The 23,077-nt window shown below is 67.9% G+C and carries 19 protein-coding genes and 2 tRNA genes; 18 read left to right on the forward strand and 3 right to left on the reverse strand.

The window, feature by feature from the left end; translation table 11 throughout:
- Positions 1 to 128 precede the first annotated feature (128 nt).
- Positions 129 to 770 carry a mycothiol-dependent nitroreductase Rv2466c family protein gene (locus U3653_RS05235; protein ID WP_195077481.1) on the forward strand — a complete coding sequence of 214 codons (642 nt, stop codon included), beginning with the start codon at positions 129 to 131 and terminating at the stop codon, positions 768 to 770.
- 39 nt (positions 771 to 809) lie between these two features.
- Here U3653_RS05235 and U3653_RS05240 read toward each other — a convergent pair whose 3' ends face one another.
- A complete protein-coding gene (locus U3653_RS05240) occupies positions 810 to 1,919 on the reverse strand; it encodes a M48 family metallopeptidase (RefSeq protein WP_323123928.1) in 1,110 nt (369 codons plus the stop codon).
- A gap of 175 nt (positions 1,920 to 2,094) precedes the next feature.
- On the opposite strand from U3653_RS05240, the gene U3653_RS05245 reads away from it, so the two are divergent.
- Complete coding sequence (locus U3653_RS05245; protein WP_195077482.1) at positions 2,095 to 2,568, forward strand: ribose-5-phosphate isomerase; 474 nt, start codon at positions 2,095 to 2,097, stop codon at positions 2,566 to 2,568.
- Between the two features lie 23 nt (positions 2,569 to 2,591).
- Positions 2,592 to 3,404, forward strand: a complete 813-nt coding sequence (locus tag U3653_RS05250; protein ID WP_195077483.1) for an Fpg/Nei family DNA glycosylase — start codon at positions 2,592 to 2,594, stop codon at positions 3,402 to 3,404.
- 27 nt (positions 3,405 to 3,431) lie between these two features.
- Here the strand turns inward: U3653_RS05250 and U3653_RS05255 are convergent, their stop codons facing one another.
- Positions 3,432 to 4,382 carry a diguanylate cyclase domain-containing protein gene (locus tag U3653_RS05255; RefSeq protein ID WP_195077484.1) on the reverse strand — a complete coding sequence of 317 codons (951 nt, stop codon included), beginning with the start codon at positions 4,380 to 4,382 and terminating at the stop codon, positions 3,432 to 3,434.
- Between the two features lie 1,014 nt (positions 4,383 to 5,396).
- Between U3653_RS05255 and U3653_RS05260 the strand changes: the two genes are divergently transcribed.
- A tRNA-Gly gene (locus tag U3653_RS05260) sits at positions 5,397 to 5,470 on the forward strand.
- Between the two features lie 46 nt (positions 5,471 to 5,516).
- Positions 5,517 to 5,593: transfer RNA gene (locus U3653_RS05265), tRNA-Pro, on the forward strand.
- 418 nt (positions 5,594 to 6,011) lie between these two features.
- On the opposite strand, the gene U3653_RS05270 is transcribed toward U3653_RS05265, so the two are convergent.
- Positions 6,012 to 6,728 (reverse strand): MerR family transcriptional regulator, encoded by a 717-nt coding sequence (locus U3653_RS05270; RefSeq protein ID WP_195077485.1) that lies wholly within the window; start codon positions 6,726 to 6,728, stop codon positions 6,012 to 6,014.
- Between the two features lie 386 nt (positions 6,729 to 7,114).
- Between U3653_RS05270 and U3653_RS05275 the strand changes: the two genes are divergently transcribed.
- From U3653_RS05275 to U3653_RS05335, 13 genes are all read left to right on the forward strand, one after another.
- On the forward strand, positions 7,115 to 7,447 hold the full coding sequence (locus U3653_RS05275) for a hypothetical protein (RefSeq protein ID WP_067802535.1): 333 nt from the start codon (positions 7,115 to 7,117) through the stop codon (positions 7,445 to 7,447).
- Positions 7,448 to 7,512: 65 nt separating this feature from the next.
- The gene (locus U3653_RS05280) at positions 7,513 to 8,394 is read left to right on the forward strand and encodes an ROK family protein (RefSeq protein ID WP_323123927.1); all 882 of its coding nucleotides are present in this window, start codon (positions 7,513 to 7,515) and stop codon (positions 8,392 to 8,394) included.
- A gap of 376 nt (positions 8,395 to 8,770) precedes the next feature.
- Positions 8,771 to 9,895, forward strand: a complete 1,125-nt coding sequence (locus U3653_RS05285; protein WP_195077487.1) for a GAF domain-containing protein — start codon at positions 8,771 to 8,773, stop codon at positions 9,893 to 9,895.
- A gap of 67 nt (positions 9,896 to 9,962) precedes the next feature.
- The gene (locus U3653_RS05290; protein ID WP_323123926.1) at positions 9,963 to 10,964 is read left to right on the forward strand and encodes a conjugal transfer protein; all 1,002 of its coding nucleotides are present in this window, start codon (positions 9,963 to 9,965) and stop codon (positions 10,962 to 10,964) included.
- Positions 10,965 to 10,980: 16 nt separating this feature from the next.
- Positions 10,981 to 11,241 (forward strand): hypothetical protein, encoded by a 261-nt coding sequence (locus U3653_RS05295; RefSeq protein ID WP_067802523.1) that lies wholly within the window; start codon positions 10,981 to 10,983, stop codon positions 11,239 to 11,241.
- Entirely contained in the window at positions 11,238 to 11,792 is a 555-nt protein-coding gene (locus U3653_RS05300; protein ID WP_195077488.1) for a hypothetical protein, read from the forward strand. Before U3653_RS05295 ends, U3653_RS05300 begins: the two co-directional genes overlap by 4 nt.
- Positions 11,792 to 14,317 (forward strand): ATP-binding protein, encoded by a 2,526-nt coding sequence (locus tag U3653_RS05305; RefSeq protein ID WP_195077489.1) that lies wholly within the window; start codon positions 11,792 to 11,794, stop codon positions 14,315 to 14,317. Before U3653_RS05300 ends, U3653_RS05305 begins: the two co-directional genes overlap by 1 nt.
- Positions 14,317 to 16,830: a hypothetical protein gene (locus tag U3653_RS05310; protein ID WP_195077490.1), complete on the forward strand. Its 2,514-nt coding sequence runs from the start codon at positions 14,317 to 14,319 to the stop codon at positions 16,828 to 16,830. Before U3653_RS05305 ends, U3653_RS05310 begins: the two co-directional genes overlap by 1 nt.
- A gap of 48 nt (positions 16,831 to 16,878) precedes the next feature.
- Positions 16,879 to 17,748 carry an NlpC/P60 family protein gene (locus U3653_RS05315; protein ID WP_195077491.1) on the forward strand — a complete coding sequence of 290 codons (870 nt, stop codon included), beginning with the start codon at positions 16,879 to 16,881 and terminating at the stop codon, positions 17,746 to 17,748.
- Between the two features lie 358 nt (positions 17,749 to 18,106).
- Positions 18,107 to 18,802: a DUF4226 domain-containing protein gene (locus tag U3653_RS05320; RefSeq protein WP_195077492.1), complete on the forward strand. Its 696-nt coding sequence runs from the start codon at positions 18,107 to 18,109 to the stop codon at positions 18,800 to 18,802.
- 580 nt (positions 18,803 to 19,382) lie between these two features.
- Positions 19,383 to 20,318, forward strand: a complete 936-nt coding sequence (locus tag U3653_RS05325; RefSeq protein WP_195077493.1) for a transglycosylase SLT domain-containing protein — start codon at positions 19,383 to 19,385, stop codon at positions 20,316 to 20,318.
- 524 nt (positions 20,319 to 20,842) lie between these two features.
- Positions 20,843 to 21,373 (forward strand): hypothetical protein, encoded by a 531-nt coding sequence (locus U3653_RS05330; RefSeq protein ID WP_195077494.1) that lies wholly within the window; start codon positions 20,843 to 20,845, stop codon positions 21,371 to 21,373.
- Positions 21,370 to 23,052 (forward strand): coiled-coil domain-containing protein, encoded by a 1,683-nt coding sequence (locus U3653_RS05335; protein ID WP_195077495.1) that lies wholly within the window; start codon positions 21,370 to 21,372, stop codon positions 23,050 to 23,052. Before U3653_RS05330 ends, U3653_RS05335 begins: the two co-directional genes overlap by 4 nt.
- Positions 23,053 to 23,077: the final 25 nt, after the last annotated feature.

Raw genomic sequence — 23,077 nt, forward strand, 5'->3', positions numbered from 1 at the left:
GCAGCCGTGCGCGCGGCTCGGGAAAACGGGCGCCGCGGGTGGGAACGAATCGCGAGCCGCCGTGGTTGCTCGGTAGGGCGGCGCAGTGTGCGGCCGCCTGTCCGCATGCGATCGAGAGGAAGCCGCCCGTGACCGACGAAGCCACCAAGGACGTCGCCGATTTCTGGTTCGACCCGCTGTGCCCGTGGTGTTGGATCACGTCGCGCTGGATCCTCGAGGTCCAGCAGGTGCGCGACATCGAAGCCCGATTCCACGTGATGAGCCTGTCGGTGCTGAACGAGGGCAAGGATGTGCCGCCGCAGTACCAGGAACTACTGGACACGGGGTGGGGCCCGGTCCGCGTCGCGATCGCCGCGGCGCAGGAGCACGGCGACAAGGTGCTGTCGCCGCTGTACACGGCGATGGGCACGCGCATCCACAATCGGCGGGCGGAATACGAACGCGAGAGCCGCAAGGAGACCCTCGCCGCGGTGATCGCCGACGCGCTGGCGGAGGTCGGCCTGCCCGCCGAGCTGGCCGCGGCCGCCGAGAGCACCGACTACGACGAGGCGCTGCGCAAGAGCCATCACGAGGGGATGGACAAGGTGGGGCCGGATGTGGGCACCCCGACCATCCACATCAACGGCACGGCGTTCTTCGGTCCGGTTCTGTCGCGGATCCCCCGCGGCGAGGAGGCGGGCAAGCTTTGGGACGCTGCGGTGGCGCTGGCGTCCTACCCGCACTTCTTCGAGCTGAAGCGCACGCGGACCGAAGATCCGTCGTTCGACTGAGCACCGTGCCCGGGTGCCGTCGCGCGGCACCCGGCCCGGTCACAGCACGGACTTCGGCGGGCCTGCCGGCGCCTGGCCGTAGGAACTCGCGTAGCCGCCCGTGGGCACAGCGGCGCCCGCGGGCGGCGCGGGGCGCAGGAACAGTTTCCCGTGCCTGCTGCGATCGCGCAGCGCCCACATCCGCCAGGTGAGCACCGGGTGGCTGGACAGAGCGTTCACCATCCAGACGAAGAACCCCTTCTCGACGGCCGCCCGATCGGCCATCTCGTCGAAGCCGACCAGCCGGTTCATGTACTTGCCCGCGGCGAGCGTGCCCATGGCGGCGGACGCGCCGGTGTGGCGATTGCAGAAGCCGTGGTTGTCGGCGGTGTACTCCTGCGCGCGGATCAAGCTGTTGCCGATGATCGGCAGGAACGGCACGAGGAACATGCCCAGCTGCCGCCAGTACGACGTGTGCCCGGCCGCGATGTGACCCACCTCGTGGCCGATGATGAACGCCAGCGCGTCGGGTTCCCGTGCGGCGCCGCCGATCTCGAACAGGTCGCTGTAGACCACCACGTAGCGCCGGAACCCGTGTCCGCTGGCGAACGCGTTGATCTGGCCGTTGCCGAGCACCACGTACGCGTCCGGCACCTTCGCCATGCCGAAGCGGGCGGCGGCGTCCACCACCATCTGATAGCCCTCGGGGAACTGCGTGGGCGACATCTTCACGCCGTTCACCCGCTGGCCCGCGTAGTTGATACCGCGACCGAACCACAGCAGCAGCGGGGCGGCCGCGAACGCGAGGACGTACTGGTCGAAGTTACCGGTGGCGAGCAGCAGCAGCGCGATCAGATACGCGAGCACGGTGAGCACCACCACGACGACGAGCATGGGGATCTCCCAACTGTGCCGGGCGGGCATGCCGAACGGTGACAGGCCGCGCGGCTGCCGCTGCGGCGGCGCCACGGGCGGCACCGGGGCGCCGGGGTAGGACCCGTAGGGCGCCGGGTACGCAGCCGGGGGCGCGGACGGATACGAGCCCGAGGTGTACTGCTGGCCGTAGGACGCGGCAGGCGTGCTCTGAGCCGGGACCCACCCGCCCTGCGGGGCGTACGGGTCGGCCTGTCGGCCCGCCTGGTCGGACGGCTGGGGTTCGAACGGCTGCATGGGATGAACTCTATTCAGTTGCCGGGAAGTGGGTCGGCGCGTCGGCGGTGTACGCGGGCGCTGTGGCCGTGAACACAACTGGCGCATCAGTCGATTCGCGCAGGCCCGCCGCGGTGTTAATGGCGGGGCAAACCCTCTCGCCGCCGCGACGCGGTCACCTGACACAATGCCTGGCATGCGCGTTTACCTGGGTGCCGACCATGCCGGTTTCGAACTGAAGAATCACGTCAAGGCCCATCTGGAGCAGGCGGGCCACGAGGTCGTCGACTGCGGCGCGCTCGAGTACGACGCGCTGGACGACTACCCCGCCTTCTGCATCGAGGCGGCCCGCCGGACCGTCGCCGACCCGGGCAGCCTCGGCCTGGTGTTCGGCGGCAGCGGCAACGGCGAGCAGATCGCCGCGAACAAGGTGCCCGGCGCCCGCTGCGCGCTGGCCTGGAGCGTGGAGACCGCGAAGCTGGCCCGCGAGCACAACAACGCGCAGCTGATCGGCATCGGCGGCCGCATGCACTCGACCGAGGAGGCGCTGGCCATCGTGGACGCGTTCGTCGCCACCCCGTGGTCGGGCGAGGAGCGCCACCAGCGGCGCATCGATATCCTGGCCGAGTACGAGAAGACCGGCGTCGCCCCGGCGGTACCCGCGTACTGAGCGCACCGGGATCGTAACCGGCTGTGCCGGAAGGACATACGCTGCACCGCCTCGCGCGGCTGCATCAGCGTCGCCTCGCGGGCGGTGTGGTGCGCGTATCGAGCCCGCAGGGCAAATTCGCCGCGGGCGCTGCCCGGGTGGACGGGCAGGTGCTGACCAGAGCCGAGGCGTGGGGCAAGCACCTGCTGCACCACTATGACTCCGGCTTGGTGGTGCACGTGCATCTCGGCCTGTACGGCACGTTCACCGAATCCGCGCTGCCGATGGGGCAGCCGGTCGGGCAGGTCAGGATGCGCCTGTTCGGGCAGCGGGACGGGCAGCCCGGCTTCGGCACCGATCTGCGCGGACCTACCGCCTGCGAGATCCTGCTTCCGCCCGAGGTGACGGCGCTCACCGACCGGCTCGGGCCCGATCCGCTGCGGCGCGGCGCCGATCCGGACCGGGCGTGGCGGCGCATCCATCGTTCCCGTAGGCCGATCGGCGCGCTGCTGATGGATCAGCAGGTGGTCGCCGGGGTCGGCAACGTCTATCGAGCGGAATTGTTGTTCCGCCACCGGATCTCGCCCCACCGTCCCGGCACGGAACTGTCCGCGGGCGAATGGGCCGACATGTGGTCGGATCTGGTCGCGCTCATGCGGGTGGGGGTGCGCGTCGGAAAGATGGTCGTGGTGCGGCCAGAACACGATCACGGCGAGCCCTCCTACGCCCCGGATCGTCCGCGCACCTACGTCTATCGCCGCCAGGGCGCCCCGTGCCGTCTGTGCGGCACGCCGATCGCCCATCAGGTGATGCAGGCGCGGAATCTCTTCTGGTGCCCCACCTGTCAACCCGGCTGACCCCGGCCGGCCGCGTGGCAGCCCGGGTCAGCCTGCGACGGCGGTATCGATGTCCGGCTGGTCCGCCAGCGCGAAGCGGCGGCCACCCGCCGTCTTCGCGGAGTACATCGCGCGATCGGCGCGGCGGAGCAGATCGGTGAAATCGAGCGGGCTGCCCGGCGGGTTGTAGGCGGTGCCGACGCTCGCCGACACCGGAACGGGGCCTGCCGAGGACCAGACCGGGTCGCGCAGCGCGGCCACGATCCGGTGCGCGAGGTCACCGAGGTTGTTGTGGTGCGGGTTGGTCGCGAGCACGAATTCGTCGCCGCCGTACCGGCAGATCACCGTGTCCGGCGGACACGCTTCGCGCAGCCTGCCCGCCAGTTCGACCAGCACCTCGTCACCGATCGCGTGCCCGTAGCCGTCGTTGATCTGCTTGAACCGGTCCAGGTCGATCAGCAGCAGCCCGACGCCGCGCGTCGGGTCGGTGGCCATCAGGCGCACCTTGTCCTGCAGCAGCGTCCGGTTGGCCAGATCGGTGAGCGCGTCGTGGGTGGCCTCGTGGCGCAACCGGTGCTGCAGCGCGGCGATCTCCTGCACACGCAACGACACCTTGGCCGACAGGTTCTGCTCCTGCTGCGCGAGCGCGCGCTCCTGCAGCGCCTGGGCGTAACTATCGATGGCCTGGCTGGCGATGAAGGGCCAGCGCGTGGCCACCAGGGAACCGGGAGCGCCGGAGGGGAAACCGAGCAGCCAGCGCGTGGCCTGCGCCAGCATCCGGATGCGGTCGAACGGCGCCTCGGCCAGTCGCGCGCCGAGCATCCGTGCTTCCGGGACCGGGAACGGCTCGGACCTGGCGAGCGTGAGCAGGCGCTCGACGATTTCGATCAGCACCGGTTCCAACTGCTGGGGCGCCGCGCCCGAACCGGGCTCGGCGCAGACCGCACGGGCCCATGCTCGGGCCATGGCGGCTACCGGGGGCTCGATGTCGGTCGACATCGGACTCACCCGGTGTGGGCGACGTCGGTACCCGGGTGCCCTGTAGTCACACAGGCGCCGGCGTCACCCTGATCGTTCCCACTGCTACGCGGTTGTGTCCACCTGGTTCGGCGCACGGTCACCGCCCCCTTTCCAGATACCCCCGTCCGGCAAAAAGGATCCTAGCAAGCCACTCGGCATCGAAAAGCGGCGATTTGCAACGTGTTCTCGACGCCAGGCGAATGGCGATCGGGTATGTGATCGTTCCCGTCGCGTTGGTGTTACACCCGATTCGGGTTCGCCGCAAAATCGCGCCGCGACGCGCTGGCGACACGCGGTGCGAGGTGTGCGGAGAGTGGGGCGTGAGCCGCGGTGACGGTCCGGACCGGCCCCGCGCCGCCTGCCTCACGAGAATCGGTTCTCGCACGCGACGTCCTCGTCTTCCCTGTCGAGTTGCGGATGGTTGTTCCTGGCGTGTTGCGGGTCGCCCGCACGTGGTCGTCCGGCCGGGGCGGCTCGGGGTGTGTCCGCCGTCGCGAGGCACGAGGCCGGATACCTCCGGGAACGGGATGAGGGCGCCTTCCCGTCGCCGCCCTGCCGGGAGCCGGGTTGCCGTGCGATCGGCCAAGTGTTCGCCGGACGCACTTCTCGGCGCGCACCGCCCGCTATGCCCGGTGGGGCGGCCGTGGCCGCCCCATACGCCGAGCGCGTCGGCTGTGGCGGCGAGTCCTGCGGTCCTCATCGGAATTCCCTCGAGCGAAGTTCCTGGCGTGACATGTGTGTCATCCGAGTTTCGCCCACCGGAATCCGACACGCCAGAGTTTCAATGAAAAATCACCTTTAAAATTTCCGATCGGCGCGGTATCGAGTGCCGACGGGCCTGGCGTGCGACACTGGTGCGGCAACCCTCGAGCGCTCCGCCGGGCAACCTGCGACATCGCGCTGCGCGGGGGGCTGATTGGCGTTTCGCAAGCCGGGTTCGGTACAGTCGGATCGCACACGACATCGTGGCGATCCCATCGGTGTCGTATGCCTGCGGGTGTAGTTCAATGGTAGAACCTCAGCCTTCCAAGCTGATGGTGCGGGTTCGATTCCCGTCACCCGCTCCACGGAGTATTCATCCTCGCCTGCGGTTCCGGTCGCAGGCGAGGGCCACGGGGTGTAGCGCAGCTTGGTAGCGCATCCGCTTTGGGAGCGGAGGGTCGCAGGTTCAAATCCTGTCACCCCGACCATCGTTCGGGGGCGAGGTTCGCACAGGGCTGATCGGTAGTCGGCGGTGGGGTCGCGGGCGCGGTCCGCTTTGAGATGAGCATGGCCATCGCGGCGCCGGCCTTCCGCGGATCGGTATACCTACGTATCGCAGAGGAATTCACGCGGGCGGGAACGGGTGGACAACGCGCAGCCGCTACGAACGCCCGGATCACCGCTTCCGTCTTCGGGTCGGCCGCCGGGCACCCTGCGGCAACCCTTCGGCACCGGTCCTGCGTAGCCGAGTTCGGCGATTCGCCGAGCCCCGCGTTGGACGGGCTACGAGCCATTCCGTCCGCCGTCCCCGGCGCAGCACTCGAAAGGCCCGAAGGATTTCGTCTACTTAAGTATTGGACGGTGCCGGAAGGAAATTGGAGAACGGTCGGTTCGCGGCGCGCGCTGTCACTGTTCGGCTTGCGCTTGCGGGGTGGTCGCCACCGGCGGCAGCTCCGAGTGCCGGGCGAATGCCTGATCGATCAGTTCCGACGTGGCGCGGGTGACGATCAAGCGGGCGATCGCCAGGTCGGTCTCCAGTTTGGTGCGGTCGCGCGGGGTGCGTGCGGACTCTTCGTAGGTCTGCCCGGCCAAGCGGAAGAACAGCTCGGTGGCGAACCGGTCGGCGATGCGATCGCAATCGGCGCGCAGGCGTTCGACCAGCTGGAACGTGTCCTGCATCGGCAGCCCGGTGTCGTGCAGCCTGGTCGCCAGATCGCAGCACCGCGGATTCGTGACCCGATACGCCTCGAGCGGGTCTTCGCTGGAGGCCAGCGCCTGCTTCGCGTAGTCGGGCAACTCGGCGTAGCTGTCCTGTGGCTCGGTGGTGGCTTCCGATTCCGGTTCAGCCGCGTTCTGGTTCTTCACGCCGAGCACATCGGCGAGTCCGTCACCGCGGTCCCAGGCTTCGAGCAGTTCCCTGATCCCGTTCAGCTTCATGCCCCGCCCCAGCAAGCGGCTGATCGTCTGCAGCCGGTTGAGGTGGTCCGACCCGTAATACCCGATCCGCCCGCGCACCTCCGGCGAGGGCAGGAGACCTCGCTCGTGGTACACGCGGACGCTGCGCACGGTGGTGTCGGCTGCCCGCGCCAGTTCGTCGATCGTGAATTCAGAGTCCGCAGCCATGTTTAAAAGGAAACCATAGTAGAGCCCCCGTGGAAAACGGTCCGTTTCATAACGTGCCGTTAAAGACGGTAGCTGGGTGTTGCTTCAAGGTCAACGAGCCGTTACATAGCGGCACAAAGGGTTGTGGTCTGGGCAACAGTGGGCTACCGTGCGTAGACCAGCTTATCGCGGCTGGGTTCCGGGGACTGTTGAGCAGCCCTGATGACGTCCGATCCATGGGCCACGCACCTGCCAGAGGTGTGTGCTCGGCATCCCCGGAGATGGCTATGAGCATTACGCGAACCCTTCCGATGGACACGGGATCCATTGCACCGGCAAAGATCTCGTCGATTCCGGCAAAGTCGAACCAGCGGCCCCCGTGCGCCGACGTCCCGGACAACTGGGACATGGACACCGGGAATCCGGATGCCTGGCGAGCGGCAGTGCGCACCTGCCAGAGTTGCCCCTTGCTCGCGCAGTGCCGCCAATTGGCGCAGGCGCTGACCACCCGCGGTGACGGTCCGCGCGCGATGATCTGGGCGGGCGTCGCCTATGACAACTCCGGCAGCGTCATCGAGAACCTGGACCGCCACCGCGCCGCGCCGATCGACCACAAGCGCCCGATGCGCATCATCCGCAACGGACCGCGTCCGCTGCGCACCGTATCCACTCTTCCCGCTCCCCGCAGGCACATCGTGCTCGGGCAACCCCTCAAGCCGACCGGAACCGACGGTCTGTGACTATGCTGCGTGCGGTCTTTCGCGTCGAGTCCTCCGGTGGTGCGTAACTCATGACAGTCCTGGCATTGGCAATCGGTTCGTCGGGCTTCGCGGCCAGCCGTATCGCCGACGACGTCGATACCGAGGACATCCGGAGGATTCCGATCCCGGAGGCCGACGCCTGGGATGAATGCAGCCAACTGCTGCTCGAGGTCGCCGGCGGTGGCGAGGTCACCGACCTCGGCATCGCTTCGGCCGGCCCGATCGACATGGCGGCCGGTGTGATCGCGCCGCCGGATGTTCCGCAGTGGCGAACCGGCTTCGGCATCGTGGAAGCCGCGCGGAAACTGTTCCCGAAAGCGACCGTTCGGCTCGCGCTGGACGGCGTCTGCCTGGCGATGGCGGAGCGAACTTTCGGCGCGACGGGCGCCGTGATGGACAGCTTGGCGATCGATGTCTCCGATCGCATCGCCGGCGGGGTCACGGTGGGCGGCTTCGCCCTGGTGGGACGGACCGGCAACGCCGGGCACGTAGGCCATGTCCTGGTGCCGGGCTTCGACGACCGGTGCGCCTGCGGCGGCCGCGGCTGCTTGGAAGCCGTCGCCGGTGGCCTGGCGGTGGTGCGCTGGGCGCAGGAGCAGGGCTGGGCGGGCACATCGATCCCGGAGCTGCTCGAGGCCGCCCGCGTCGGCGAGGACATCCCGGCCGCGGCGCTCGGCCGGGCGGGCACGGCGCTCGGCCGGGCGATCGCCTCGGTGGCTGCGCTGCTCGACCTCGATCTCGTCGTGCTCGGCGGCTCGCTCGCCGAGGCGGGGCCCGCGCTGTGGAAGCCGCTCGGCGAAGCGGTCGCCACGCACGCCAGGCTCAGCTTCCTGCCCGGATTGCGGGTGGTTCCTTCGCGGCTCGGCGACGCCGCGACGATCATGGGCGCGGGCGTGCTCGCCCTCGCCGGCGCGGCCGCCGCCTGATCGACCGCGGGGAAGGCTCATGGCGAGGGGGACCGCGCGCCGCCGCGCGTGGCATTAGCCAAGAGAGTGCCATCGGCTCCCGGGTGCGGCGCCCGTTGTTCTCGCGCACCGGTTTGCGATGGATGTGCCGTTGGGCCGCGCGCCGGTCGAGGAGCGGGTCTGTCGTAACTCCACGTGAACAAAATGAACACCCGCGCGCGTGTCCGGTGAACATGACGCAGACTGCAGGAGAACCGGCCGCCATGTCACGGGTTGATTGAGCCGCTAAATAACGGTACATTGCCTGAGTCGCAAGAGGTCTCATCCGGGTTGAGGCGGATCCGGAGGAACGGCTGGTCGGGCAAGTGCGAAGCGAAGTGGCGCAGTGATTCCATGGGTGACTATCGAGACGTTGGCGCCGGACGGTATGTCCGTCGCCTCGGTGGGGGATGCACCGCGTGAGTTCGCGAGCTGGCAGCGAGTACTGCAGCGAACGCTGTCCAAGACGCCCGCGTTGTACGACAAACTCACCACCGCGGCGCTGACGGAGGCGATCCATACCGCGCACGATCAAGCGCAGGACGTCGACCTGGCCATCCAGACGCGCGCGGGAAGGCATCAACTGCTCATCCGCCCCATCTTCGGCCCGGCCGGCGACGTGCACGCGGTGCGGCTGTGGCTGGGCCCGGCGTCCGAACGGGTGCCCGCGTTGCGCCCGGCGGTGGGCGCCATCTGGGACCTGAGCAGTCAAACCATTCAGCAACCGAGCGGCATCACGCGGCTGTCCGGCAGCACCGCCGAACAGTACGTTCCGCGGATGTCGATCGCGGAACTGTTCCACCGGGTGTCGAGTTTCGATCGGCACGCGGAGGTTCTCGATCTGCTGTACGACCCCAAACCCGGTGAGCGCATGCAATTCGACACCACCGTGGTGCACGGATTCGGGCGTCCGGCCCAGTGGCGGATCACCATTCGCGCCCGGGACGACGAGCGCACCCGTGGCGCCTGGTGGCTGATCGAGGACGTGACGTCGGAGAACGCTCCGGCGGCGTGGCCGACCTTGGAGCGAATCGGATTGCGCGAGGCGCATCGCCGCGCGGGCACGCATCTGGCCGTTGTCCAGCTCGAGCACACCAGCATCTCGCACTGGCTCACCGATCCCGCGCCGTGGGTCCGGTGGGACTATCTCTTCCGGCCCGTCGACGTCTTCCATCCCGAGGACCGTCCGCGGCTGGTGGAACTCGGCGACCGGCTGCGGTCGGGCGACAGCGCCGGTGTGACGTTGCGGGTGCTCAACTACGGCGGCGGTTACACGCCGACCTCGCTGCTGCTGTATCCCTATCCCGGGTACTCCAGCAGACAGCTGGCGATCGCGCAGCTGGTGCGCGTGGCCGACGACGTTCCGTTGCTGGAAACCCATCGTCAGGTCCTCGAGCCACGGCAGCGCAGCGCGCCGATCGGCTATGACGAACAATTGCGGCATTGGCTCGCGGGGAGAATGAAAAGCAGCCCGGCCTGCTGATGATTAGTTCCCACGGATGGGAACTACCGGCCGGTTAAGAAGGCCTGTGCTCTCTACCATTTCGGGAGTGAGGACAGTGGTTCGGGGACCGGCAGATTCGGGTGAGGCGCTGCTTCGCCGGATGGCCGCCCGCCGCCGTCGCGACAACATCGTGGTCGCGGTGCTCGCCGTGCTCGCCGTGCTCGGCGGTGGCCACGCGATCCTCAGCGTCTTCGATTCGGGCCCGCCCGCGCCGTCGGACGATTCGACGACGGCAATCGTCGGGCATGCGCAATTGGCCGGTTCTTTCGCCGAGCAGTTCGTCGTCGCCTATCTCACCGCCGTTGGGGGACAGCAGGATCGAATCGGCGAATTCGTCGGTTCCAATCAGCAGATCACTTTGCCTTCGTCCGCACGTCAGGTCTCCGACCCCGCGGTCGTCTACGTTTCGCGCGCGGTCGCGGCGGGCGGGCTGGAAGTGTGGTCGGTGACGGTGTCGGTCCGCGTCGGCAAACCCGGAGCCGCCGCATCCGACCAGCGGCAGTTCTACCGGGTCGCGGTGTCGCTGACCGATGGGCGGCTGCGTGCGCTGTCCACGCCCGCTGTGGTCCAACCCCCCGGCAAGGGCGTTGACCTCAAACTGGCCTACGGAGCGCCCTGTGCACCGGATACGCCACTCGGCCAGGTCGCCTCGGGTTTCCTCAGCGCCATGCTGACCGGAAACGGCGACGTCGCCCGCTACACCGTCCCGGATTCCGGGCTGGCCGCGCTGAAGCCGTCCCCGTTCACCGCCGTCGAGCTGACCTCGCTCACCACGGACGATTCCAGCTGTGGCTCCGGCGGCGCGAAGGCCCAAGTACTGGCCACCGTCAACCCCAAAGCCGACACCGGCGCCACCGCGACATTGGCTTACCCGCTCACCATGATCCGCAACGCGGGCCAGTGGCAGGTGGTGTCCATCGATCCGATCCCCGCATTGTCGAGTCCGCTTGCGGTGGTGGTCGGCGGGGATGCGCGCGGCGGAGCGCCACCTACGTCGACCACGACTTCCTCGCCGACGGTGACGATTCCGCCGGCGACACAGAACTGATCCGAGAGGCAGCCCGATGGGTAATCTGAGCAACATCCTCTATGGCATTCTGATCTTTGTCCGGTGGGGCGGAATGATCATCATCGCCATCGTCACGATCGGTGTGGTGATCTCCGAGGCGGCGAAATCCCGGCTGTCGCCGTCGCGGATCATCGTCGTCTTCGGATCGGGCTTGATGGCCGGGGTGGTGATCTGGATTCTGCCCACGACCATCAACTACGCCCGAACGGATGCCAACCTCATCGTCCCCGATCACCCCATCGGTGGCTATCGATGACGACCCAAGTCATCAAGGTCTTCACGCCGGTCAAACGTGTGCCGACGATGATCGGCAAGGCCCAGAACGGGCAGAAACTCCCGTTCGGCCCCTACACCCTGCCCCAGGTCGCGGCCGGCGTGGTGATGATGTCGGTGTCGTCGGTGTTCGCCATGACGCTGCCGGTCAACCCGGCCGTCACGTTCATCACGGGGCTGGCCCTGACGATCTTGGCGGTGTTCGTGCTCGGACTAGTGCCGTACACGGGCGTCCGGATGACCTCACGCGCCCTGTGGCTGGGCAGGCTCATCGTCTACCGCAAGCCGGTGTCCGCCTCCGGCATGCCGGTCACCAGCGACTCCTCGCGCAACACCGTTTTCGTCGACGAGAGCGTAGTCCTCTTGCTGCCCGACCGCTCCGATGAGGCGATGGCCGCCGCGCCGAAGTCCGGTGTCCGGCTGCTCGAGGTGATGAGTGGTGGCGGAAAGGTCACCGACCTGTGGCAGCGACTGAACGGCAACGACGAAGACAACGGTAACGGCAGCGGCCAGGCCCCCGGAGGACGCCCCTGATGGCACTCGGACGAGATCTACAGCCCACCGCCGCGATTCGCGGCAATCTCCAGTTCACCCATTCCGGTCTGGTCACCGCGACGTACTTCATCAATCCCCTCGGCTACGGATTGCGTAAGGCCAGCGACAAGTACGACGTGAAGCTGGCGCATCACGCCCTGGTCAACAACTTGCCGAACGGGTCGCTGCTGCTCGGTATCCAGGCGCGGCTGAACACCATCGACGTGCTCACCAAGATGGTGGAGGGCGTTGACCTCGACGAGTGCGAGGACTACGCCGACGAGGTGGTCGCCTCCTACGAGCGCGTGCACGCGATCATGCCGCAAACCCGGATCTTCCTGCTGTCGATCCCGGTCGGGGCCAGCAACTCGAGCATTTCCGCGCTGTCGCGCCTGTGGCGCGGCAGCACCGCCACCATCGACGCGACCGCGATCTCCCGCGCCGACCTGGACGAGTACGACGAGAAGGCGAACGAGATCCTGTCCAGGATCGGCGGCGACTTCGATCCGGTGCCGGTGCCCGCGGCCCTGTTCCAATGGCTGTGGGAACACTATCTCTCGCGCGGTGCGGCGGGGGACCCGGTGGCGCCCACCCGGGCCGGCGCGCTGGACGACGCGACGGCGGCGGTGTTCCGCTCCGCGGCGCTGGACGAGGGGGCCCAGGCCGACAGCAACCGGCGTATCCGGCCGTCGTTCGTCCCCGTGATCAAGGTGGTCCAGCCGGATTTCGATTACCGCCCGTCGTATCAGGCCATGCTGACGCCGCACTCGTTCCCGTACGCGGGCATGACGTTTCCCGGCGGCAGCGAGTTCCTCAACGTGCTGGAGGGCCTCGGCGACGTCACGGTGGACTGGGGCATGCGGATCTCCACCAAGCCCGCCGACGAGGTGCTCAAGAACAACGAACTCAGCTTGCGCAGGCTCGGCGAGCAGATGGATCAACGGGATCAGGAGATCTCGTTCGCGCAGAACACGCTGGCGTCGAAGGCGCAGATGCTCAGCGAGTACAACCAGCACTTCGAAGTCAACGGCGGTGAATCGGAGGTCTCCTTCACCACCGTGATCGCCATCGGCGGACCCACGCGGGACGCCACGATGGACGCGGTCAACACGCTCAAGCGGCGCTACAAGCGGTTCCAGGTCGACGTGACCGCGCCGGTCGGCGCTCAGGTCGACCTGTGGTCGATGCTGGTTCCCGGCAGTCCGCCGCGACGCGCCTTCGACGATTTCGCCCATATCGTCCCCTCGGACATGTGGGCCGGATTCGTGCCGTTCACCACCAGCCAGATCGGCGACGACAGCGGGCCGGTGATCGGCGTCAACCTGCTGTCGGGCCATTTCGAGCCGATCCACTTCGGCATCATGGAGGCCGCGCTGCACGACCTGTCCGCCTCGTTCGCCGTGACGGGCGAACTCGGTTCGGGCAAGTCGTATTTCCTCAAGCTGATGGCGGTGCTCGTGCACGACATGGGCGGTCAGTTCCTCGCCATCGACCGCAGTCAGGTCGGGGAATGGGAGCACTTCGCGCGATCGATCGATGACGCGGTCATCATCGATCTGGCCAATCCGACGGTCTCCCTGGATCCACTGCGGCTGTTCAACCCGCGGATCGCGGGCGAGCGCGCGCTGGATTCGATCCTTCCGCTGCTGGATCTGTCACCGACCTCGGGCGCGGGCGCGGCGGCGAGCAATCTGCTGTCACCGCGAGGCATGGCCGAGCACAAGATCAAGAGCCTGCTCGACCTGTTCCATGTCGTGCGCCGCCTGCGGGAGCACCCGGAGCGAGGGGAGGAGTACGCCGATCTCGCGGCCCGGCTGGGCACCGTGGTGGAGCGGGTGCCGGTGCTGTTCGATCCCAAGCTGCGACCGCTGCGCCTCGACGCCGCCGCCACCGTTGTGCGCAGCCACAACCTGCAACTGCCGAGCGCGGAGGAACTCACCACCCCCCACCTGTACAACCGGTTGCCGCTGACGAAGCGGCTCGGCACGGCGCTGTACGAACTGGTCGGCGTCGCGGCGCGGGAGGCGTTCCTCTCCGACAACGGCAGGTTCGGCCTGCTGGTCGGCGACGAGGCGCACCACTTCACGCAGACGCAGGTCGGCTCGGCGGTCACCTCGGACTTCAGCCGCGACGGCCGTAAGCACCTGGCCGCGATCGGGCTCGCCTCGCACGACCCGGCCACCGACTTCCAAGGCGCGGCGCACAATCTCATCCCGAACCGGTTCGTCTTCCGCCAGCGCGACGAGACGCTGGCGCGCAACAGCCTCGAGTGGCTGGGCGTCGATCTGGAGGAAGCGCCGTTCCTGTTGCAGATCCTGCGCGAGGAGACCTCGCCGCCGGTCGGGCCCGGCCGTCAGATTCCCGAGGAGCGCCGCGGCGAGATGTTCATGCGCGACGCGCTGAACCGCATCGGGCGAGGCAAGGTGCTCGGTCCTGCGCGTCCGGACCGCGCCGCGGCGATCACCAGTACGCCGACCAGTGCCAATGGCATGCGTTCGGCGCTGCCGGAGCGGTCGGTGCGCTGATGAGATCTCCGCTCGGGTCGAGCACGCGCGCACGTCAGGCGTCCTTCGGCATGCCGTGGGAACCGCAGTTCTGGGACGCGGAACGCTGGCGGCCGCAAATGATGTTCCGGCGCTTCCGGTCCTGGATCGCCGCGTCGCGCCGTCGCCGTCGGGTCGCGTGGATCGTCCTCGCGCTCTTCGTGCTGTTCGTCTGCCCTGGCCTAGTGCACGCGGTGTCGATCGCGCAGACCGGCACCCCGACTCAGGGAGCCGCGCCCAACAGCGCGACCAGCTGGATGAATGTCAAAGACTCCTTCGGGGTGAATGTCTCGAGCTATCGCTTGGTGGTCGATCAGGGCGGAGTGTTCAACCTGGGCAATTTCGCGCTGTGGATCATCCTCATGCCGCTGTTCGCGGTCTGGCTGCTCTGTTCGACCACGGGGGTCTGGCTACCCGGCGAGGCGATGAGTTTCGGGTGGTTGAATCTGATCACCGCGCCGTTGCGCGGTATGGCCCAGAACTTCACGGGGACCATCGCGACGCCCCTGCTGGCGGGGACGGCGGCGACGATCGGCGCGTTCTTCGTGGCCTATTTCCTCGTGCGCTTCTTGATCGCCAAGGCGGTGATGCAGATCGTCACCATGATCGTGGTCGCGATCGTGGGCGTGCCGATCCTGGCCGACCCGTTGGCCGAGGCGCTGTCGGCCGACGGCTTCCTGGTGCAAGGGCGTGATCTGGGGCTCTCGGTCGCGGCGGGATTGAACGGGAACAACAATCCGAATCCGGACCAATTGGTCAGCACGCTGCAGGCGACCATGGCGGACAACTTCGTACGGCTTCCCCTGCAGGTGTGGAATTTCGGGCACGTGGTGGACAGCAGTCCGTCCTGCCGGGCGGCGTGGTCGTCCGGCATGACGGCCGGCAGCGACGACCGCGTGAAGAACGGCATGAAATCGTGCGGCGACAGCGCGGCCTATGCCGCGGTGGAGAATCCGAGCGTCGGTCAGATCGGCGCCGGACTGCTGCTGTTGCTGTGCGCGATCATTCTCCTCGCCTTCGCCGCGTACTTGTCCATCAAGATCATGTGGGCGGTACTCGATCTCATCTATTACGGGTTCGCGTCGGTCTTCGGGTTCGCCGCGGGGGGATACATCTACGGTCCGACGCAGACGTTCACCGTTCGCTGCGTGGTCCACGGCTTCATCGCCGCGGGCAAGATGGCCTTCTTCGTCATCGCTCTCGGTGTCTACGAACTCTTGCTGGGTAGCCTGTTCCGAGCGGCGAACGGCCAGGTCATGGTGGTGTTCGTCATCGGGGCCGGCGTAGAGATCGTCGCCATCATCCAGGTGCGGCGGCTGAGCAGGAATATCGACGAGGCCAACGACTGGGTGACCAACCGGATCGGGGCGGCGATCCAGAGCGGCGGATCGACAGGGGGCGGTGGCGGCGGCGGAGGCGGCTCCGCGCTGGGCATGGGCATGGGCATGGGCAATTCGAATGTGGCCAGCTCGATGACTCCGCTCGCGATGGTCGGCGCGATCAGCACCATCAACAGCTCGCCGCTCACCGCGTGGCTCGCCGGTGGTCGCCTCAACCCGCTGAATCCCTTCTCACGGGTCGACTACATCGACAAGAAGAACAAGGCGAAGGGACTGAAGACCAAGGACCTGCGCGAGGCCGCGCACGCTGGACTGTACGACCGTGTCGCGGCGGCGAACGCGGCGCGGCGCGGTATCCGCCGCTCCGGCAACAGCCAGCGCAGTGAGCGGGGCGCCGCGTTCGCCATGGAGAATGTCACGCACCTGTTGGGTAGCGGCGGCCCGCAGTCCGGTGGATATCACGCCCTGCTGATGGCAGGTGTCCCCGAGCACATCGCCCAACGGGCTATCGAGGCGCGAACGGACATCATTCGGCACGCCGACGCGGAGCCGCTCGCCTCGAAGCACCTGGCGAACGTGGTTGCCGCGCACAAGCATCTGGAGAATGCGTTCAACTCGAACGACCGGCACATGTACATGGCGAGGCTGCACGGGCTGGAGGCCAGTGTCGATCGGTATCGAGGTGACTATCCGGGCGGCGTCTCCTTCGAGAGGTCCGCACTGAACCGCCTCGGCCTTTCCTACATCCGGAACCCGGAAGAGAAGTTCATCAAAGATCTGCAGACCATCGCGAGCGGTCCGGCTGCGGGTAACCACATCGAACTCGGCGGCCAGCGAGTTTTCATGACGGCGAACGAAGCCGACCGTATGCGAAGCTGGATCTCGAACGAGCATGCGCTCCGTGTTCAGGCGGCCACCAATTGGGTGGCGGAGAATCCGAACGACTTCCAACGGATCCGTGCGCTTCGCTCCGAGGTCGACAAGGCCGCCCAAACCGACCAATGGGCAGCGGGCCGGAGTATCACGGGCGCGGTGTCGCTCCCGCAACCGAGCGCCGCTCGCCGCCTCCCGACGCCCGCGGGCAACCGCGATCGCAACGAGCCCATCCCGGAGCGGTTGCTGGACGCGATCAGGTTCCAGCGCGCCCACCCCTGATCGGATTCGCGTTCGCGCGACCTGGTGACACGCACAGAAAGGTAGTCGATGATCGGTCGTCTGTTGACGTTCGTCCTGATGCCGCTCTGGGTATGGGTGGTGCTGGGTGGCGTGAGTGTCGTGTCCCTGCTCCTGATGGTCCTGGTGCTGGTCATCGGCGGTGCGACCTCGTCGGTCGCCGCGGACCTGCATTACCAGTGCGACAGCGCGGTTGGTCCCGATCCCTCCGTGACGGTGACCGCTACCGCCTTGCCCGCGGCGCCGAGGACGCAGGGCGCTCCGGTGGCCGGTGTGACGACCGCTCCGACCACCAACCCCTACGCGAAACTAGAGATCGAAGCGGACGACACCAATGTGTCGGACTGGCAGCGCGCCTGCGTGTCAGCGCTGAAAGACGCGCCGTATCAGAATTCTCCGTTGCTGGAGGGCAGCTCGGGAATCGGTGCGGCGTGCGCGCGTCAACTCGCGCTGGCGAGGGTCTCGGCGACCGGAGACGTGAACGGCTCCGGGGACGGCCAGACCGCCGCGGAGTTCACCAGGTCGGTGATCTATCAGGCCTCGGTCGCGCGATCGACGGGACGGTGCGAAGCGACCTCGGGCACGGCGGCGCAGGCAGGGGGCCGATCGAGCGGTTCGGAGCGGCGGGCGTGCGGTCAGCTCGACGGCGCGGGGGTCGTCGAGCTGCCGAATACCATCGCGGCACAGGGTGCGTGCGGTCAGCGGGTCGATCCTTCCGCGGTATCGGCGGGAGACCTCGTCTTCTGGAGTTATCGAAGCAACGCTCCGACCCGGGTCGGCGTCGCGGTCAGCGATTCCCGGCTGGTCACCACCGATGCGTCGACCGGCGGTTTCGTGGAGTTGGTCATCCCGAGCACGACCGACGTGCGGGTGAAGCGAGTGCTCGGCAGCGAGAGGTGACGAGTAGACGATGCCGCCGACAGAAGTAGAACCGAGGACGGATACGGGGGAGGAGTCCGGCGCGCCGGCGGGGCCGGTGACACCGTGGTCGCACCCGCCGGATCAGCAACGGCCGCGACCGGGCGGGGTGCCGGGGCAGTCCGGCGGTCCGTCTCCCGGATCGGAGCGGTCCGACTCGCCGGAGCCGGGCCGATCGGCGCCGGTTCAGCCGAACAGCGCCGGTGAGCCCGGTGTTTCCGGCCCGTCTCAGCCGGGTCCGTCCGGCCAGGCGGCAGCGCCGGGGCACCCCGGAACAACGCCGGGCACCTCCGGTCAGGGCGCTGCGCCCGGTGATGGCACAGCGGCGCCGGGTGGTGCCGTGACTCCGCAGATCCAGCGGGTGCCGCCGGTGGATCATGAGCCGCCGCCGGTGGATCCGGAGTTGGTGGCGGATGTGGTGCCGGTAGCGGCGACGACCGGGGCCATGGCGATGGCGATGCTGCCGATGATCGCCTCGGCGTTGGCGGGGCTCGGCAGTGGCGGTGGTGGTTCGGCTCCGGTGGCGTCGGATGGTTCCGGCGACGGCGGGTTGTCGCCGGAGGCGGCGAAGGCGCTGGATGTGTTGAAACAGTTGGAGGGCGTGTACGGGGAGGCGGATCCGACGGATCCGCGGGCCGGACAGTTGCCGCAGCATTCGGCCATTTCGTCGGGTAGTGGGGCGGGGGCGCGGTCGCTACGGGCCGAGCAGTTGTTCCAGCAGAACGCGGCGGAGGCGTTGAGCGATGTGGACGACCAGTTGACCTCGTATATGCGGGGTTTGGCGGGGACGAACAAGATCGACAAAACGGAGATCAGCGGACTGGCGCGCCAGGCGAACACGGCGCTGGCGGAGCTGGGGCCGCAGGCATATACGAGGGCCGGGCGGCAGAAGGCGCACCAGATCCTGGCCGCGGCCTTGCAGAGGGCGCATGCGATCGTCTCGGGTGGGCAGGAGACCACCAGTGATATCGCCGTCGCCATCAATCGGCTGACCAATCAGTATCTGGGCGACATCGCGGGGAAGCGCTCCACGTGATCCGCGAGCACGGCCGGTATCTCGGACGGCCGAATGCTCGGGCTGGTCGGCGGGGCACAAGTCATCCGGTGTTCCCGTAAGCGGGAACACGGCGGGACTGCACCTGGATCAAGCTGCGGATACGCTTCGAGGCGAGCCTCGGGGAAGAGTCCGTCCGAGTCGGATGAGCCGGCAGCGGGCAAGGCGGCACCAGGGCGATAGGCGGGTCCGGTGCGGGTACCGAAGCGTCTGGCGGAAGGTGGATCATGGCTGCCTCTGTGGTCACCGCGCGTAGCCCGCGGGCGTCTCGGGGGCACTGATGGCACCGGTGAATCGCACCCCGCCCGACGCGGATCCCGACGATCCCGGCGGTGTTCGCGACGGGCGGGCGAGCGCCACCACGTCCGCTCCGCGCCGTTCCGGCAAGTCCGCGACGCGCACCGCTCCCACACCGATTCCGCGGCCACCGGCAGGTGCGCCGACCGCGGCGCCGCAGGCAGGCGCGGCGGCGCAGGGGCGAGCCCAGAATGCGCCCACGGTATCCGAAACAGCGTCCGCGCCATCGGTTTCGACAGCCGCGCCACGGTCGGATGCGCTCGGCATGGCCGGTTCGTCCACACCGATGGCGGCCGCGGCGATGGGCGCGTTGGCGGCCATCGCGGCCCAGTACGGTGACCACACGCCGACCGCCGCCACGGGGCAGCCGTACGCGCCGCCGGATCTGGGCGCCGGGCGGCCGAGCGGACCCGTCGCGTGGGACGGCGCGCTCGGCTCGCAGTACGCCATGAGCGATCAGAATCGAGCACGCCACGGCGACGCGACGCAATCGATGAACGCCGAGCTGGAACGCATCCTCGGCGGCGCGGTCGACAGCACCACGCAGGGTCGCGCCGCGATCGGCGCGATCATCGCCGAGGTGAACACCGCTCTGACCGCGCTCGGAACCATCCAGGACGCGAACGCGAGCAGGCAGCTGGTGATCTCGACCATGGAGAACGCCTTGCAGCGCGCGGGTTCCGTGCTCGGTCAAGGGCAGACCGCGGCAGTGCTCACCGCCGATCGGGTGGCCGCGCTGGCCGACAGCTACTTGCGTGAGTCGCGACCGTCGCCGCCGCGCCGATCCCGCCGCACCTCGCACTCCGGCCTGCGCAGCGGCGGTCCGCCACGCACGCGGCCGTCCGGGCAACAGGGCCAATGGATCAACGAGGCGTTGCAGGTACTGCGTCAGCACGGGTACGACACGCGCCAGATCGATACGGCCGATATCGCGGCGATCATCCAGCACGAGTCCGGTGGCAACCCGAACGCCATCAATCTCTGGGACAGCAACGCGGCGGCGGGAATCCCGTCGAAAGGCCTGATGCAGACCATCGATCCGACGTTCAACGCGTATTCGCTTCCCGGGCACCGTGATATCTGGAATCCGGTGGACAACATCGTCGCGGGCGTTCGCTATGCCATCGATCGTTATGGATCGGTCAGTAATGTGCCGGGAATCGTGCAGATGCGCGGCGGAGGTTCGTACGTGGGATATTGATGCCGCCACCGGTCGTGAGTTCGGCCATCGCTCGCCCGCCCCGTGTCCCGCTGCCGAGGGCAGGTCCGCGGAGCTGCGACGCGCCGGGAGCCGCCTCGCGCAGCCCAGGCTCGGAGTCGAGATTCACCGCTCCTGATGCCGCGCGACCGCCCGACCGAACCGCAATGCGGACCCGCGACCGGCACCGGGCCAACCCGGATCCCGGCCGTCCTGCGTCGACCGACGGCCCGGTGCGGGCAGCTACGGAGGACGGGGCGACGGGAGCGCCTGCCGCGCCGGTACAGCAGGCGTGCTGGGTGATTCGTGCGGTTCGGTATGCGTTCCGCGGGGCACGTGGTCAGGCCGTACGAAGGAAACCCCGGTTCCCATCAGTGGGAATCCTCGACAATGGTGATGTCGAGAGGACTCCCGAGCATGGTCGATGTGCAGCCGCAGGACCAGGTCGCCTTACCTCGTCTACCTGCGGCGACAGCGAACGGCTTGGCTCGATAGATACTCGCTGCGCGTCGAATGGGTGAAATCGCATGGGCTTGTTCGGTCTCGAATGGAAAGATGTCGTCTCGGGCGTAGCCAGCGGTGTCGGATTCATGGTCGGCGGTCCGGTCGGCTCCGCGATCATCGGCGGCGCGGTCAGCGGCATCTGGACCGGCATCGAGCGGGGGTCCTTCGAAGAGGGTTTGCAGGCCGGCTTGATCGGCGCGGCGGTCAGCGCGATACCCGGCGGTGTGGTCGGCGGTGCGACGAGGGGCCTGACCGGTGGTGGGCTTCAGGCCTTGGGCATGGCCGTCCGTGATGCCGGCCAGCTCATGACCCAGCGGGGCTTGGGGGGACTCGGGTCACGGTTGGCTCTGTCCAAGATGTATATGCCGCGATTGGGTGCAGGCGCGGCGGTCGCGGGCCTCGGTAACGCTCTTGCCAGTAAAACGTACGACGCCGTGCATCCCGTGCCGGGGCCTCAGCAGCCCAAGCAGCAGGATATTCCCGATACGCTGCCCACCCGGCCTGCGGGTGCGCAGTACAGGGGTACCAGTTCTGACGCACTGGTGTATGCATGAGCGACGACATGCCGATGCTGGTGGTTCCGGATGTCTATTCGCCCAAGTGGCCGGCGAAAAGGCTCAAACTTTTCGCCACCATTCACGATTGGCTGGATGTAGACAAAGGGGATGACAAGTCCCTGCACACGATTCTCCAAGAGGACTGGAGCGCTCTCGGTGACGGCGAGAAGGACGACGTGCCCGACAGCGGCACGGTGCCGCAAGTCGAACTGAACAGTACGCACATCAGATCGTTGTTGTTCACCAACTACGCCAATGTCAACAGCGCGCTCAAGGACAATTTCGACCAAATGCTGGAGCGGGATGCGAAGCTCGCCGCGAAGGTCAACGATTCGAAGATTTCCGTCGACAACGCCAGGAGCAGTCTGAAGAAACTGATCTCGTTCCTGAACACGGAGGCCGCGAGACCGCCTGCCGATATGGACGAGAACAAGCATGTCATGACGTATGTGTCGAGTGGCTTGGAGGCGGCGCTGGGCACCATGGACACCGCGAAGACCGAACAAGAGAAGACGGCGGACGGCATCGATGAGCAATCGGCCGCCAACAAGGAACTCGCCGACCGGATAAAGGCGCTGGAGGCAGCCCAGAAAGCCGGGGCGGCCCAACCGGACGATATCAAGCAGCCGCAGGTCCCCGGCGTCAACGACGGCACGAAACCGAACGATGTCGGCAACCCGGATCCGGGCGATGTCACGAAGAACCCCAACGGCACCGACGACGGCACCAAGCCGAAGGACGTGGACCCCTCCGACCTGGGCGACTCCACGAAGGACAACACCGGCACCGACAGCACGAAGCCGCAAGATGTCGACACCTCCGGCCTGGGCAACGGGACAACCCCCGGGACGAACGGTCTCGGGGACACCTCCGGCGTAGGTACACCCGCCGCTTACACGCCGACGTCCAGCCCGACTCCCGGCATGGATCTGGGTTCCCTGCTCGCGCAGCAGATGATGATGCGAAACCTCGCCGACCAGGACATGAACAACCGGCGGCGGGACCTCGATCCCAGCCGCTACGACGACGAGATCGACCCGGTCGCCCCACAGCCGGTGGCGTCGCCGGTCACCGCGCAGCCTGCGGCCGCGCAGCCCGCCTCGACAGCTCCGGCGTCGACGCAGCATGCCGCGGCGCCCGCGAGCGCGACGTCTACCCAGCCCACGGCGGCGCCCGGCCGCACGCCGGGCGAGGACGGCAGCGTCGTCTACACGTTCCCGAACGGGAAGACGCAGAAGGTGTCCGTCACCACCGCCCAAGGTCTCGACGCCGCGTTCGGCAACCACAGCGGCACCGACGCGCAGAAGGCCTACGAGAAGACGCCGGCGAAGTGGTCGGACAAGAAGCAGATCGGCCAGCGGGTGGGTGACTTCCAGCTGATGACCGGTGACGTCGCCACGTGGACGAACTCGACCGCGATCCTCGTCGTGTGGCCGCCCGAGGAAGGTGGCACGGAGGCAGGCACATTGGAGGTCATCGTCAAGGGCGAGCTGAAGCCGTTCGACCCGAAGATGCCCGAGATCGCTTCGGACACGAACTTGTTCGAAGGATTCGCGCATCCGAACGGCATCGAGGTGACCGCGCCGGCGGACGGGGCCGCGCCTCAGACGACGCCGGGCACGGCCGATCAGCCCGCGGACGCGGCAATGCCGGTTGCCGCGATGCCCGCGGGCTGATCGCGCGGGCCAGCGCGCGGATGAG

It is taken from the genome of Nocardia implantans (genome assembly GCF_035544775.1).
In the GTDB taxonomy this organism is placed as follows: Bacteria; Actinomycetota; Actinomycetes; order Mycobacteriales; family Mycobacteriaceae; genus Nocardia; species Nocardia implantans.